The organism is Anabaena sp. 54, from assembly GCF_017355725.1.
GTDB classification, from domain to species: Bacteria; Cyanobacteriota; Cyanobacteriia; order Cyanobacteriales; family Nostocaceae; genus Dolichospermum; species Dolichospermum heterosporum.
The window spans coordinates 25,628-39,054 of record NZ_JAAVWA010000040.1 but is presented as its reverse complement, the minus strand read 5'-3'; the positions used below and the strand labels follow the sequence as shown (position 1 = coordinate 39,054).

General features: G+C 39.0%; 15 protein-coding genes. 7 read left to right on the top strand and 8 right to left on the bottom strand.

Annotation, left to right across the window (positions count from 1 at the left end; translation table 11 throughout):
• Positions 1-1,348, top strand: a 1,348-nt coding sequence (locus HEQ36_RS23485; RefSeq protein WP_290708575.1) for a C2 family cysteine protease, incomplete at its 5' end; no start/stop codon positions are given.
• A gap of 80 nt (positions 1,349-1,428) precedes the next feature.
• Entirely contained in the window at positions 1,429-1,932 is a 504-nt protein-coding gene (locus tag HEQ36_RS23480; RefSeq protein WP_233455580.1) for a hypothetical protein, read from the top strand.
• 87 nt (positions 1,933-2,019) lie between these two features.
• Here the strand turns inward: HEQ36_RS23480 and HEQ36_RS23475 are convergent, their stop codons facing one another.
• Positions 2,020-2,715, bottom strand: a complete 696-nt coding sequence (locus HEQ36_RS23475) for a Uma2 family endonuclease (protein WP_053539220.1) — start codon at positions 2,713-2,715, stop codon at positions 2,020-2,022.
• 138 nt (positions 2,716-2,853) lie between these two features.
• Between HEQ36_RS23475 and bchD the strand changes: the two genes are divergently transcribed.
• On the top strand, positions 2,854-4,875 hold the full coding sequence (bchD, locus tag HEQ36_RS23470; RefSeq protein ID WP_168637115.1) for a magnesium chelatase ATPase subunit D: 2,022 nt from the start codon (positions 2,854-2,856) through the stop codon (positions 4,873-4,875).
• Between the two features lie 72 nt (positions 4,876-4,947).
• On the opposite strand, the gene HEQ36_RS23465 is transcribed toward bchD, so the two are convergent.
• Complete coding sequence (locus HEQ36_RS23465; RefSeq protein ID WP_168637031.1) at positions 4,948-7,125, bottom strand: PatA/PatG family cyanobactin maturation protease; 2,178 nt, start codon at positions 7,123-7,125, stop codon at positions 4,948-4,950.
• A gap of 69 nt (positions 7,126-7,194) precedes the next feature.
• On the opposite strand from HEQ36_RS23465, the gene HEQ36_RS23460 reads away from it, so the two are divergent.
• The 3 genes from HEQ36_RS23460 to HEQ36_RS23450 are packed head-to-tail and all read left to right on the top strand — an operon-like array spanning position 7,195 to position 8,582.
• A complete protein-coding gene (locus tag HEQ36_RS23460) occupies positions 7,195-7,611 on the top strand; it encodes a XisH family protein (RefSeq protein WP_168637030.1) in 417 nt (138 codons plus the stop codon).
• On the top strand, positions 7,599-7,934 hold the full coding sequence (locus HEQ36_RS23455; RefSeq protein ID WP_053539216.1) for a XisI protein: 336 nt from the start codon (positions 7,599-7,601) through the stop codon (positions 7,932-7,934). The genes HEQ36_RS23460 and HEQ36_RS23455 overlap by 13 nt, the downstream gene beginning before the upstream one ends.
• 42 nt (positions 7,935-7,976) lie before the next feature.
• Positions 7,977-8,582, top strand: a complete 606-nt coding sequence (locus HEQ36_RS23450) for a hypothetical protein (protein ID WP_168637029.1) — start codon at positions 7,977-7,979, stop codon at positions 8,580-8,582.
• Between the two features lie 452 nt (positions 8,583-9,034).
• Here HEQ36_RS23450 and HEQ36_RS23445 read toward each other — a convergent pair whose 3' ends face one another.
• The 5 genes from HEQ36_RS23445 to HEQ36_RS23425 all read right to left on the bottom strand — a co-directional run bounded on the left by HEQ36_RS23445 (position 9,035) and on the right by HEQ36_RS23425 (position 11,888).
• Entirely contained in the window at positions 9,035-9,718 is a 684-nt protein-coding gene (locus tag HEQ36_RS23445) for a Uma2 family endonuclease (RefSeq protein WP_205748627.1), read from the bottom strand.
• 93 nt (positions 9,719-9,811) lie between these two features.
• Positions 9,812-10,207 carry a hypothetical protein gene (locus tag HEQ36_RS23440; protein ID WP_168637028.1) on the bottom strand — a complete coding sequence of 132 codons (396 nt, stop codon included), beginning with the start codon at positions 10,205-10,207 and terminating at the stop codon, positions 9,812-9,814.
• A 253-nt stretch (positions 10,208-10,460) separates the two neighbouring features.
• Positions 10,461-10,670: a type II toxin-antitoxin system HicB family antitoxin gene (locus tag HEQ36_RS23435; RefSeq protein WP_168359010.1), complete on the bottom strand. Its 210-nt coding sequence runs from the start codon at positions 10,668-10,670 to the stop codon at positions 10,461-10,463.
• Positions 10,667-10,891 carry a type II toxin-antitoxin system HicA family toxin gene (locus HEQ36_RS23430; protein WP_028083551.1) on the bottom strand — a complete coding sequence of 75 codons (225 nt, stop codon included), beginning with the start codon at positions 10,889-10,891 and terminating at the stop codon, positions 10,667-10,669. The genes HEQ36_RS23435 and HEQ36_RS23430 overlap by 4 nt, the downstream gene beginning before the upstream one ends.
• 106 nt (positions 10,892-10,997) lie before the next feature.
• Positions 10,998-11,888, bottom strand: coding sequence for a DUF5838 family protein (locus HEQ36_RS23425; RefSeq protein ID WP_168637027.1), 891 nt, complete (start codon positions 11,886-11,888; stop codon positions 10,998-11,000).
• Positions 11,889-11,921: 33 nt separating this feature from the next.
• Between HEQ36_RS23425 and HEQ36_RS23420 the strand changes: the two genes are divergently transcribed.
• Positions 11,922-12,707, top strand: coding sequence for a transposase (locus tag HEQ36_RS23420; protein WP_168637026.1), 786 nt, complete (start codon positions 11,922-11,924; stop codon positions 12,705-12,707).
• Positions 12,708-12,740: 33 nt separating this feature from the next.
• On the opposite strand, the gene HEQ36_RS23415 is transcribed toward HEQ36_RS23420, so the two are convergent.
• Positions 12,741-12,905, bottom strand: a complete 165-nt coding sequence (locus HEQ36_RS23415) for an anacyclamide/piricyclamide family prenylated cyclic peptide (protein WP_168637025.1) — start codon at positions 12,903-12,905, stop codon at positions 12,741-12,743.
• Positions 12,906-13,427 lie beyond the last annotated feature (522 nt).

The window sequence follows — 13,427 nt, the reverse complement described above, 5'->3', positions numbered from 1 at the left end:
TGCTGATACTAATGATTACTATAGTTTCAATGTAGGCACACAAAGTAACTTTAGTCTAAATTTAACAGGCTTAAGTGCTGATCCAGATGTTGAATTACTCGATAGTTCTGGTACTGTAATTTCCGGTTCTTATACTGATGGAATTGTTTCTGAATCCATTAATACTCAGTTGAGTGCAGGTGCTTATTATGTGCGGGTGTTTCAATATAGTGGCGACACTAACTACAGTTTGTCCTTAAATGCCACTGCTGTTGCACCAACTCCAACTCCCACGCCAACTCCAACTCCAACTCCAACTCCCACAGATTGGTACAGTCAAAATCTACTAGATGCTCAAATTATCACTTTAACCAGTTCCTTAGCTGCTGATGGTAATTTGAGTCGCAATGATATGATTTCCATTTTCCGCGATGCTAAAGATGGTAGTGTAATTGATGCCAATGAGTTAACTGACTTACGGACTCTTGTTGGTAACTCTACCCTCTTCACTATGGCTGATTCTGTGAAACTCCTGTCTAATAAGATTGCCAATAGTGATGCAGCTAACACTCGTTCCGGTTTTGGTAACTTGTTTGCCGGTAGTAGTGATACCCAAATGGAAAATCTGATTGGTAAGTGGTTCTTAGGTACTGATCGCCCCGATACAGGTTATATCTATAGTTATGCTAGTGGTTCTCTGTTCCAAAATGGTGCTAGTGCTGATGATATTTACCAAGGAGCGGTGGGAGATTGCTATTATGTAGCAACTTTGGCTTCTATTGCCCAGGAAAAACCTGAGTACATCCAAAATATGTTTACGGACAATGGTGATAATACCTTCACTGTGCGTTTTTATAACAACGGTGTAGCTGATTATGTCACAGTAGATCGCTACTTACCAACCTATGGAAACTATGCCGCTTATGCTGGTTGGGGTGGAGGCTCTGTTACTTCCACTAGCAATGAACTTTGGGTAGCCTTAGCAGAAAAAGCCTATGCCCAATTAGCTGAATCTGGTTGGAGTCGTACTTACAGTGGTACTCAAAATAACTCCTATGCAGCTATAGAAGGTGGTTGGATGGATACAGTAATTCGCCAGGTAACGGGATTAAGTGCTACTTCCCAATCTGTCGGCAATATGACTCAAACTCAACTGATTAATTTGGTTAATTCTAATCAGGTGTTAACAGCGGGTTTTGTCTATGGCGCTGGTTATGGTGTTGTTGATGGTCATGCTTACACCATTACTGCCTATAATGCCACTAATGGAACTTTCCACTTACGTAACCCTTGGGGTTCTACCCATGCTAATGTCACTTGGGATCAATTATTATCTTTGAGAGCGATTATTCAATGGTCTAATATATAGACATAGTTCAAAGCAGTATAAATAATTAATGTTTATACTGCTGGTTACTGATTTAATAATGATTTGAATAATTGGAGGTGATGTGGTTGAAACCGTTATTATTGCTTTTTAGTTTATTCGGTTTTGATGGTATGGTAAATTCTTGTAATTATTTACCTACAGATTTTCACTATCAACCATCTTCACACTTACAGTCAAAAGCTGTTAATAAGAAAGTTATGATTAAGGTTTCTTTATTATCTCAAGAGAATAAATTACCACCTTTAGGTATTCCTCCCCAACCTAACCGCGATATTGGTTTTGCGACTGTATTTATCAGCTTAGAAAATCATCAGATGAAAAATCAAACGGTGATCATTAAAAATATTGAAGTTCGTAATGTTTCTGATCATAAATTACAATCTTTTAGTTTTCAGCCAAAACAAATTGAATTAAAACCTTTAGAAAATTCGGTAATTGATATTCATCTAACTAATAAAATCGGCTATGCTGGAAAAGATCAAGTAAAAGCAATAATTACCTATCAAATCGGAGAAGAAGTTAATAAAATTGAATCTCAAGCTGTTGAGGTTGATAGACATTAGCTAGTGTGTTAATTCTAAATCCCTTATCCCATAAGACTTCATGCACAAAATGTGTCGCCATATTTTTATAAGTCGGGGATCTAATTTTTAAAGTGTATTAATATCAATACCTTTGGCTTGCAATTTTGCTAATAAGGTTTGATAATTTTGACGTTCTTGTTCTGTACGTTGATATTCCTGCTCTGCACGTTGATATTCCTGCTCTGCACGTTGATTTAATTCCAGAGATGTGAGAAACTTCCGCCCTTCAGGATAATAAATTTCTAAATTATCTGCTGTTAATTCAAACCGTATTCCTAAACGGGGACTTACCCAATTATTGATTTCTTCAATCTCTTCTAGCCATGCTTGTTCAAGAATAAAACCTGTTAATTCGATTTTGTCTGGATTATAAACATAGTATTCTTCCACGCCATGACGTTGATAAAAAAGGAGTTTCTTTGCCATTTCTTGACTACGATTTCCTGGAGATAGAATTTCAAATACTACTTGAGGTGCAATATTATTTTCTTCCCATTGTTTGTAAGAACCTCTTTTACCTTTTGGTCTCCCGAAAATTACCATAACATCAGGTGCTTGACGAGTTTTTACACTTCCCTCAACTGGATACCAAAGTAAATCACCTGCGATGAAAACATCATTTTCTGATGCAAATAATATTTCTAAATTTTCTTTAATTTTAACTATCCATTCATAATGTTCTGTATTATCAGCCATGGGATTTCCATCACTATCAGGGTAGATAATTTCTGGTTTGGTTTCTGGTGTGAGTTGTTGTACCATTTCTGTAGCTCCATTTTACCCAAGGTAAATAAATTTTTTAACTTGACAGTGGCACTTATGAATCTATTGGTAAATGTGAACTATCCAAAATGTGCCAGGAATTGCTATGCTAAAACTATAATAACTATTAAGGAAACAATGCGATCGCCTACTCTAACCCCGACAATGACTGCTTTTCCCTTGGCTGCTGTGGTTGGTCAAGAAGCCATTAAGATAGCCTTACTTTTGACAGCAGTTGATCCCGTTTTGGGGGGTGTGGTAATTGCAGGTCGTCGTGGTACGGCTAAATCTGTGATGGCGCGTGCTATTCACGCTTTGTTACCACCTATTGAAGTTGTGAAAGGTTCTGTTAGCAACTGTGACCCCAATCACCCCGAAGAATGGGATGATAAGCTTTTAGCGGAACAAAGACAAGAGATAGAAACGGAAATTATCCCTGCACCCTTTTTGCAAATTCCTCTGGGGATTACGGAAGACAGACTTTTAGGTTCTGTGGACGTGGAACAGTCGGTTAAACAAGGTGATACAATTTTTCAACCGGGGTTACTGGCTACAGCTAATCGAGGTGTGCTGTATGTGGACGAAATCAACCTATTAGATGACCAAATTAGTAACCAACTGTTATCAGTATTATCCGACGGACGGAATCAAATTGAACGGGAAGGAATTAGTTTTCAACATCCCTGCAAACCGTTGTTTATTGCCACCTATAATCCAGAAGAAGGGGCGCTCAGGGAACATTTACTTGATAGAATAGCGATCGCCTTATCAGCAGACGGAGTTCTGGGTATAGATCAAAGAGTACAGGCAGTTGAACAAGCGATCGCCTATTCCAAATCTCCCTCAGAATTTCTCCAACAATACAGCGAAGACATAGACTCCCTCAAAACCCAAATCATCCTGGCACGGGAATGGTTAAAAGAAGTTACCATTACCCAAGAGCAAATTGCCTATCTCGTCAATGAAGCCATTCGCGGAGGTGTAGAAGGACATCGTGCAGAACTATTTGCAGTCCGCGTAGCCAAAGCCGCAGCAGCCTTAGAAGGACGTAACACCGTCACTGCTGAAGATCTACGTCGGGCTGTGGAATTGGTGATAGTTCCCAGAACCACTATAATACAAACACCACCCCCAGACCAACCACCACCACCTCCCCCACCACCACAAGAAAGTCAAGACGAGTCGGAACAAGAAGAAGAACAAGAGGAAGAACAGGAAGAGGAAAAAGAAGAAGACCAAGAACAGCAAGAACCCCCAGACATTCCCGAAGAGTTTATCTTTGACCCAGAAGGGGTAATTCTCGACCCAGAAGTGCTTTATTTTACCCAAATGGCACAACGGCAAGGTAAATCAGGAAGTCGTAGTATTATCTTTTCAGACGATAGGGGACGGTACATTAAACCGATGATTCCCAAAGGTAAAGCTCGGAGAATAGCCGTAGATGCCACATTGCGAGCCGCAGCCCCGTATCAAAAAGCACGCCGCGCTAGACAACCTGGTAAAAAGGTGATTGTTGAACAGGGAGATATCCGTTCTAAACGGTTGGTGAGAAAAGCCGGTGCTTTGGTGGTGTTTGTTGTGGATGCTTCTGGTTCAATGGCTTTAAATAGAATGCAATCTGCCAAAGGTGCAGTTATGCAGCTTTTAACAGAAGCCTATCAAAACCGGGATCAAATCTCTTTGATCCCCTTCCGAGGAGAGCAAGCGGAAGTATTATTACCTCCTACCCGTTCCATTGCTTTAGCCAAAAATCGCTTAGAAAGATTGCCCTGCGGTGGTGGTTCACCCCTCGCACATGGGTTAACTCAAGCCGTGCGGGTGGGGATAAATGCCCAAATGGGTGGAGATATCGGTCAAGTTGTTATCGTGGCAATTACTGATGGTCGTGGTAATATTCCTCTGGCTCGTTCTTTAGGTGAAACCATAGAACCGGGAGAAAAACCGGATATCAAAGCCGAATTATTAGATATTGCAGCCAGAATTCGGGCTTCAGGGATGCAATTATTGGTAATTGATACGGAGAGTAAGTTTGTATCAACTGGCTTTGCCAAGGAATTGGCGAAAACAGCAGGTGGTAAATATTATCACCTACCCAAAGCCACAGATAAAGCGATCGCCGCGATGACTAGGGGAGCGATCGCAGATATAAAATCTAGATAGTCTGAATCAGGGTTTACAGGATGTGAAAATAAATCCTGTTGACCCTCTTGTTTTGTAAATCCTGATTCTAATTTAGGCTGATTTTGCCACAGACCAAGAACGAACTTGACCTAAAGTTACAGGAATGCGATCGCTCACGTCAATAGTAAAAAGATAAACCTTTCTTGCCCTCAGTCCATTTTCGGGATCAAAAAACTTTAATTTCACATCCCAACAATCACTATTAATCCGACAGAAAGGACTTTTTTCCACTTCAATACTATCAAGCTGCATCCCTGTAGAAATAGCTTGAGAAAAACTAGAAGCAGCTTGGAAAGCATTAGTTACAGAAAAATTCAACGCTCGATCTTTTGCCAATTGTCCTAAATTTTGCAAATCATAGTATACTCGATTTAAGAAACTACTCAAAGCCTTTCTCATAGCTATTTCTTGGGCTGGTGCAGTTTCTCCCGTAATTACAGTTTGCAAAGCCGCATCTACCAAACTGTTGACTTTCCAGCCATACATTCCCCTAGTATTCGTAAGACTAATTACAGGCACAACTTGACCAGAAAATAACTCCACAGTTCTATCTGTTAACCTTGCAGGTATACTTACCCGTTCCACAAAATCATCACTGTTTTCTGGTTGAATTTGTCCCTGTAACATCAAAATCAGGATTTCATAGATATCTGCGGCAAAACCGCTTACAGGTTCTAAAGCATAAATAGGAGTTAATTCTTGGTTGAGAGTCCAAATTAAAGGTTTAGCTTCGGCGGGATTTACTGACAAGTAATCAACCATTTGTCGGCTATCATAGGGATTAGCAGGGATAATTGCCCCGTCCATATTCACTGCTGGCATTAATTGTTTAAACGAGTCCCTTCTGGCTTCATTACCAAAATCATAACCAATAGTTCCTAAAGCATAAACCAATTTAGAAGCTGCACTAGGGGTAATAGAATCAGTTGAGGAATTAATTCCCTGGCTAATAACTAAAGTTTCTCGTTCCCAGTCTCCGACTGGGAATGCCGTCTCCAAGGCTCTGCCTGACGGTATAGTGAGAGGCAGAGCCTCTAATGTAGCATTCCCAGGTAGAACCTGGGAACGAGAGATTCCTACTCCCCTCTCCTCGTAGGAGAGGGGTTGGGGGTGAGGTTCTTGTACTCCCTGGTAGGAGAGGGGTTGGGGGTGAGGTTCTTGTACTCCCTGATAGGAGAGGGGCTGGAGGTGAGGTTCTAACTTTTCTCCCGTCAATAATTGAAACGCACCGGGAATATTCAACTTACCTAATAAACAGCGTTCTGGTTCTTCCACTTCTTCCGGGTTACAGGGAATAGCACTATTTAAAATTGCTTGACGCACTGCTTCAGCGTTGGGTTGTTCTCCTCGTTGCAATTGCAGACTCATTAACAATGCAGAAATACCTGTGACAATGGGTGCAGCGCAACTAGTCCCTTTTTCTCTGATAGGTTCTTCTGTTCCCGGTTGGGCGCCTAAAATATTTTCACCGTTAGCCATTACCCCTTTATTTTGATATTCTCCGCCATAATTACTAAATTTAAACGGTTGGCCATCATCTCGCATTGCACCCACTGTAATCACACCAGGAAGAATAGAGGGAATACACCAACATTCCCCTTTATCATTACCACCTGGGGCAACAATTAACATATTGTTATCTTGGCATTGTTTCACAGCACGGGCAAATAAATCTGGTGCTACTCCGGTTTGGGTAGGGTGACAAGCAGCGATATGGATAATATTCGCTCCCCATTGCCAAGCGGTATTAATAGCGTGGGTAAGGTTGATAGGGGAAATAAAATCATCATTAGCGAAGGAAATAGGAATATTTAATGCTGTACATAAAGGGGCAATACCAGGGGCTGGTGTACCGTGTTGTCCTAAGATAGTGCTAGAAATGTGAGTAGCATGACTGGATAATTCAATGCGTTGTCTAATAGCTGGAGGGAAAGGTGCAAAAAATGCCTCTCGTTCTTTTTTTGATTCTTCTTTATCGTGGTCGGGGTCGTCTTTTTTGTCTTTTTGTTGTTGGTTAAATTCTAAAGATAAATTGAGATAATAATAGTATTCTTCGTTAAGTTCAATATCTTCTGCCCAATAGGGTTTAAATTGACTAAATTTTGCCCCTTGAAAACAACTACGTTCTAAGTCGGCTGAACCATCAAGGATAGCAATTTTAATGCGGGGGTCGCCTTTTGTGCGTGTCCAAATTTGGGAAATTCCGGGGATGTCGGTAAGGTTAGGCATAGGTTTTGATTGTGTTATTGTAATTGATGTTATAATTGTGGGTGAAAAGTCTAATTTTTTATAAAGTTAATGCCAGCTAAAGATGTTTTTCATGATGCTGTTAGGATAGGGTTAGAAAAAGAAGGTTGGGTAATTACAGATGATCCTTTAAGGATAGAAGTTGGTGATGTGGAAATGTATATTGATCTCGGTGCGGAACAAGTTTTAGCTGCTGAAAGAGAAGGAGAAAAAATAGCGGTGGAAATTAAGAGTTTTATTGGTACATCTAATATTTCTCAATTTCATCAAGCCATTGGACAATTTTTTAATTATCATTTGGCATTAGAAGAACAACAACCAGAACGAGTTTTATATTTAGCTGTTCCTTCAGGAATTTATTACTCTTTCTTTCAATTGCAGTTTATTAAAACAGTTGTTCAGCGTTCCCAACTTAAAATCATGATTTATGATCCAGTTCAGGAGGTAATTGTAGCATGGAAAAACTAGAACAATATCGCAATTATGTCAAACAAGTGATCACAGAATATGCTCAATTAGGTTCAGCTAAAGATGAAATTGAACAACAATTGATTTTTGATACTTTTGGTGATCATTATCAATTGATGTATGTGGGTTGGAAAAACAGAAGACGGCAGCATGGTTGTGTTTTGCATTTGGATATTAAAGATCAGAAAATTTGGATACAACATGATGGAACTGAAATTGGTATAGCAGATGAGTTAGTTAAATTAGGAGTGCCAAAATCAGATATTGTTTTAGCATTTCATGAACCTTTAGTGCGACAATATACAGATTTTGCTGTTGGTTGATTTTCACATAGATTTTACATCATTTTTGGAAATATTTACATTATGTCATATAGTGATTTTACTCTCAAAAAAGTTAAGCAAACCTTTGGCATAAATACCGTTGAAAATAAAAAGTTTCTGCCAGAAATCCAACCAATTGCTGCTAGTGCAACCCTGACTGATTTTTTAGCAGAAAGTTTGCCATTAGCTATAGCGACGGGAAGTGAAAAGGCTCGTTCTGAATTAATCATTAGTCCGGTTTTACTAGAAGTACGTAAGATTTTAGAAAGAAAAATTAGTCTATTCTCTGGTGCGGATTTTACTGTAGATTCGGCTTTAGGATTGAATGGAGTTTGTGATTTTGTTCTCAGTCTTTCAGCAGAACAGTTAGAAGTTGAAGCACCAGCAGTTATGATTGTGGAAGCTAAAAAATCAGACTTAAATCCGGGTATTGGCCAGTGTATTGCGGAAATGATTGCTGCTCAAAAATTTAATGAAATTAATAATCAATCTATTCCTACAATTTATGGTAGCGTGACTAATGGTACTGTTTGGCGATTTCTACAATTAACCGAACAAACTGTAACAATTGATTTTACAGATTATCCACTTCCTCCTGTTGATGTCATTTTAGGAATTTTAGTTTGGATGGTAACTGCTGCTAACTAGATAATTGTCACCAATAGGGGTTTAGCAATGCTCATAGGTGTCAACTTAGGCTAAAAATGTCTTATCTGTTGGCTGACAAACCCGCCCAGAAATGAATTTCCGGGCTAATAGCGAAAGTAAACTCAAGTTTACTGAAAATTTTCTGGGTTATTTAGTCATCTTTAGATGACTTTTGCTATGAGACTGGGAATTTATTCCCAGTCGGGCTATTAGGGGTTTAGCAATGCTTATAGGCAACTTAGGCTAAAAATGTCTTATCTGTTGGCTGACAAACCCGCCCAGAAATGAATTTACGGGCTAATAGCGAAACTAAACTAAAGTTTACTGAAAATTTTCTGGGTTATTTAGTCATCTTTAGATGACTTTTGCTATGAGACTGGGAATTCATTCCCAGTCGGGCTATGGGTTTTACGTTAAGTTGACACCAAAAATCCTGGATATCCTGATTCTGACTAACTAGATAATCTACTAATAAAATTCTCATGTTCTGGACTTGCTAAACCCTGCTGCAAAACAGCTAATACTGTACCTAAATCTCCTCCTAATAATGCTATTTTATCTAACCATAAACCGGGGAATATTTGGGAACAAATTATATTATCTGTATTGGGTTGAAGTTGAATATACTCCCCTTGTTGTAACCTAAACCAATCAAATTGATAGTCATAAACTCGCCAGATTAAATATTCTTGGACTTGATTACGACGATAAACTTTGAGTTTTTCATGTAAATCATAAGAAGCACTAGAAGCAGCAATTTCTACTATTAATTCTGGCGCACCTTCTACATAATCATCTTTATTTATTCTTGATTGTCCTCCTGTTTCAATTCTTAATAAAGCATCCGGTTGTGGTTCGTTATCTGTATCTATTAGCACTGTGGCATTATCGGCGAAACCTATGCCCGGTGTAGCTGCTTTATAAACTCCCAGCCAAGTCATAATATAAGCATGGGGTTCTCCATGACTTTTGATTCTTAATGGTGATGCCACGTAAACTACTCCTTCAATTAATTCGGCTTTTTTGAGATTCGGCATGGCATGATAACGCCGTTCAAATTCATAACGGGTTAATTTGTCGCCGTTTTCTAGGGGAGGAATAGTTAAGATGGGAGAAATTGCAGTAGTAGATATCATAAAATTTGCTCGAATTTTGCAGAAAATGAAATTGTCACCAATCAGGATGTCCAGGATTTCAGGATTTACAGGATGTTATATGAGTAATTTTGGTTATGGTAATAAAGGAGTTTTTATTCCCCGTTTAACAGCTTCGGCTAAACCTTCAGATTTTCTTAATTGTCCCATTTGATAAAGGGACATTAAAATTAATAATTCATAACGTTCTCCTGCTGTTAAACCGGTATTTTTTCCTTTAGCTTGTAGTTCTCCCAAGCGTTGATTTTGCACTACATCCATTTTTAAATTAGCTAATTCTAGAACTTCCTGATCGGAAATATCAGGAATGCTTGAATTAATGCTCATTTCTGAGAGATTATCTAAGGTAGGTAATACTATTTCTAGGGTGTCAAGTAAAACGTCTGATATCTCTCGCGCTGTTGCTTCTCCAAGACGCTGGATAGAAGCAGCTAAACTTTCGGGTAAGTTAATAGTTATGGGAATTGTCATAGAAAATACGATGGTTGATTACAATTCTAGTTTAGATGATGTTTGGGATGAATTTCTTTGTTATTTTTTTGTCTGAATCAGGATGTTCAGGATTTCAGGATTTACAGGATGTCATTTAAATTCTGTAGGTTGGGTTGAGGGATGTTACCCAACATTTCGGTGATTTTGTGATTTAATGTTGTTGGGTTGCGCTGTCGCTTAACCCAACCTACATCTAACCTATAGATATCATTATTGTCAGATTATGTCTTTTTTAAGCTATATTTTGTAATGTTTGGGGTTGGGGTATAGGCTTACCGATTTGATTATAGCCATACAGCAAATCTTCTAACACTTCCTTAGCATTTTCTAGAGCTTCTTCATAGCTTTCTCCGTGGGTTTTAGCATATTTTCCCCACTCAGGTAAAAAAGCAATATAAGCTTGATCTTCTTGGGACCATTGAATTAAAATACTATATTTCATAGTTCATCTCCTTTTTCTAATTGTTCAAGTTCTTTGATACTTTCTATTATATCTTTCTCTTGATAGGGTTTTGCATCTTTGCTGTCTTTGCCAGATAGGACTACAGGTTTTGGTAAAAGCGGATGAATCCAGTAAGAATGACTACCTTTTCCCCGCTTTGGTAATAACGTAAATCCTGCTTTTTGCAACATCTGTTTTAATTCTCTAATTTTTTTGGGCATTTAGTTTTATTTATTTGGACTTCTGGAAATTGCATTTGAATGATGTTACCCAACATTTTGGTGATTTTGTGATTTAATTTTGTTGGGTTGCGCTGTTGCTGAGAGATTAGTTGAAGGATTTATAATAGTAAAGTCTAACATTTTCGATTCTTGTTTTTTCTAACTCTTTTTGGACAGTACCTACCCACATATTAGGTAAAATATCCTGATTTTGATAAAAACTGTGAACTCGTTGGGCTGAATCGTTGAGTTTGAAATAATTAGCTAAATCTTGCTTATTTTTAAGACTATAATAGAGAACTGGATTATGATTAGCTTTTGAGAGGCCAAAACCAAATAATCTGGTAACTTCTAGAGGGTCTAAAACGAACTTTGGAAAATGTCTCCAGACCAAATTTTGGGTTTCTGATTTGGCAAAATCTTCTTCTTGAACTTCGGGATAAAGCTCAATTTCACTACGACCGTTGAAATAGAAATCAAAACCAACAACAGAGAGAAACCGACGTACGGAAATCAAATCCTCAGCGTTGCTGGCTAGGGATAAAGCTTGATCTAACTTTTTGGGATAATCTTTGATTCTAATGTGCATTTTTAAGCTAGATTCAGCAAGATTGCTTCTTAAATCAATCCCCGCAGAAAGAACAGTAACTTTACGAAAATCAAAGTCAGATCCTAAAAATTGCTGCAATAGAGAGTAGTCAATTTGCACACCAACAAGGTTTTCTACTCGATTAAAAAAAGTGAGGGATTGATGGAGATATTTTTGCCATTGTTGTGCCTTATCTTTGAAAAAGAACATAAATCTTGAGGCAATTAACTTGTCTAATTCTATCTTACAAGAAGCTTCAATGCTACAGTCTCCTTCTACATTCATCACAAAGTCTTCAAACAAGGGGAGTGGATAAATAGGCTCAACATCAAAGGCTTGTTGATGATTGCGAATAAACTGTAGTTTTTGTTCTTTAAATCTGTCTTTTTGGGTGACATTAGCTATCATAAATGGCTGGTTTTTATATTGTTGTTAAAAGATATGCCTAGAAAACCTCGAAATTTACAGTCTGGATATTCTTACCACATTACCATCCGTTGCAATAACCGTGAATTTAAGCTATCACGGCGTGAATGTCGGGAAGTGTTTCTTTATGCGATAAAAAAGGCTTTGGATAAATACAATTTCCAGCTTTATGCTTTGTGCATTATGTCAAATCATGTTCATTATTTGATTGCACCTAAACAGTCAGAAGAGTTACCCAAAATTATGCACTTCCTGAATTGGTACACGGCGATGTGTTTCAATCGAATGTTAAGAAGAACGGGACATGGTTCGACTTCGCTCACCACAAGCTTTTGGGAGAAACGATATTACTGTGATGGGTTTCCTTCTTCAGATAGAGACAGAGCATTAAATACTTTACGCTACATTCACGCTAATCCTAAAGCTGCCAAAATGCGCCAGAGTTTTTTCTATGACTTCAGCAATTATGGCAGTTATGAACGCTTAACCGATGATGGTTTAACTCAATGGCATCCAGCATTTCTGCGGCTAGGAAACAGCTTAGAAGAATGTGCCAGAAAGTATAAAGGCTTCTGCCAAAAGTATAAACCCAAGGAGAAGACCCCAACCCAATGCCACTGGGGTAGCAAGCTGCTGGCTGGGGTTCATCTCTCGGATAAGGGTTCAACCAGTGACCCTAAAAAATCTCCGTCCGTTCCACCTCCCCCGTGCCAGGTATCCGAAACCCCTGAACTGACAGAGGTTGTCCGTCAATTCATCGCTGCGAACCGTGCGCCAAGGGATGTAGAAATAGACTTTTGACCTTTTTTGAGGTGAGTGGTAGAATGGGGTGACTTACTCTGCGTCGTCGCCCGCAAAAGGATATTTACCTGTGGGATCCTGATCATATCCAATGAATGCATGTTGGGCTTCCACTTGACCGCTTTGATCCTTGGCAGTGGAGATAGTTTCGCGTTCTACGGGAGCAACTTGTTGGGGGCGGATGTTTTTCTTTGTCATGGTGTGTTTTCCTTTTTGTTTGTTCGTTTAACTTCTTCATAATGAAGAAGACTGGTTTGGTGAAGGCGTTAAATTGGTGTTGAAGGGTAATTTAACGAGTTGTCATTCACCAGAAGCTTTATATAAAACCTCTCTCCAAACCTCTCTCCTACAAGGAGAGAGGCTTTAAACTCTTTAAATTCTCAAGTTTTTTCCTGTTCCCTCTCCTCTTAGGAGAGGGTTAGGGAGAGGTATCTTAATTCATATTCCCCGTGCCAGGTATCATATTCCCCGTGCCAGGTATCGGAAACCCCTGAACTGACAGAGGTTGTACGTCACAAGGAGAGAGGCTTTAAACTCTTTAAATTCTCAAGTTTTTTCCTGTTCCCTCTCCTCTTAGGAGAGGGTTAGGGAGAGGTATCTTAATTCACCTCCCCCGTGCCAGGTATCAGAAACCCCCGAACTGACAAGGGTTGTCCGTCAATTCATCCAGGCGAACCGTGCGCCAAGGGATGTAGAAACAGACTTTTGATATTTTTTGAG

Bases quoted from the DNA above. Each gene is read 5' to 3' on its own strand.
- HEQ36_RS23445 (WP_205748627.1), bottom strand. From the start codon at position 9,718: ATGATATCTACTACTGCAATTTCTCCCATCTTAACTATTCCTCCCCTA.
- HEQ36_RS23415 (WP_168637025.1), bottom strand. From the start codon at position 12,905: ATGACAAAGAAAAACATCCGCCCCCAACAAGTTGCTCCCGTAGAACGC.
- HEQ36_RS23465 (WP_168637031.1), bottom strand. From the start codon at position 7,125: ATGCCTAACCTTACCGACATCCCCGGAATTTCCCAAATTTGGACACGC.
- HEQ36_RS23430 (WP_028083551.1), bottom strand. From the start codon at position 10,891: ATGCCCAAAAAAATTAGAGAATTAAAACAGATGTTGCAAAAAGCAGGA.
- HEQ36_RS23435 (WP_168359010.1), bottom strand. From the start codon at position 10,670: ATGAAATATAGTATTTTAATTCAATGGTCCCAAGAAGATCAAGCTTAT.
- HEQ36_RS23450 (WP_168637029.1), top strand. From the start codon at position 7,977: ATGTCATATAGTGATTTTACTCTCAAAAAAGTTAAGCAAACCTTTGGC.
- HEQ36_RS23420 (WP_168637026.1), top strand. From the start codon at position 11,922: ATGCCTAGAAAACCTCGAAATTTACAGTCTGGATATTCTTACCACATT.
- HEQ36_RS23425 (WP_168637027.1), bottom strand. From the start codon at position 11,888: ATGATAGCTAATGTCACCCAAAAAGACAGATTTAAAGAACAAAAACTA.
- bchD (WP_168637115.1), top strand. From the start codon at position 2,854: ATGCGATCGCCTACTCTAACCCCGACAATGACTGCTTTTCCCTTGGCT.
- HEQ36_RS23455 (WP_053539216.1), top strand. From the start codon at position 7,599: ATGGAAAAACTAGAACAATATCGCAATTATGTCAAACAAGTGATCACA.
- HEQ36_RS23440 (WP_168637028.1), bottom strand. From the start codon at position 10,207: ATGACAATTCCCATAACTATTAACTTACCCGAAAGTTTAGCTGCTTCT.
- HEQ36_RS23475 (WP_053539220.1), bottom strand. From the start codon at position 2,715: ATGGTACAACAACTCACACCAGAAACCAAACCAGAAATTATCTACCCT.
- HEQ36_RS23480 (WP_233455580.1), top strand. From the start codon at position 1,429: ATGTGGTTGAAACCGTTATTATTGCTTTTTAGTTTATTCGGTTTTGAT.
- HEQ36_RS23460 (WP_168637030.1), top strand. From the start codon at position 7,195: ATGCCAGCTAAAGATGTTTTTCATGATGCTGTTAGGATAGGGTTAGAA.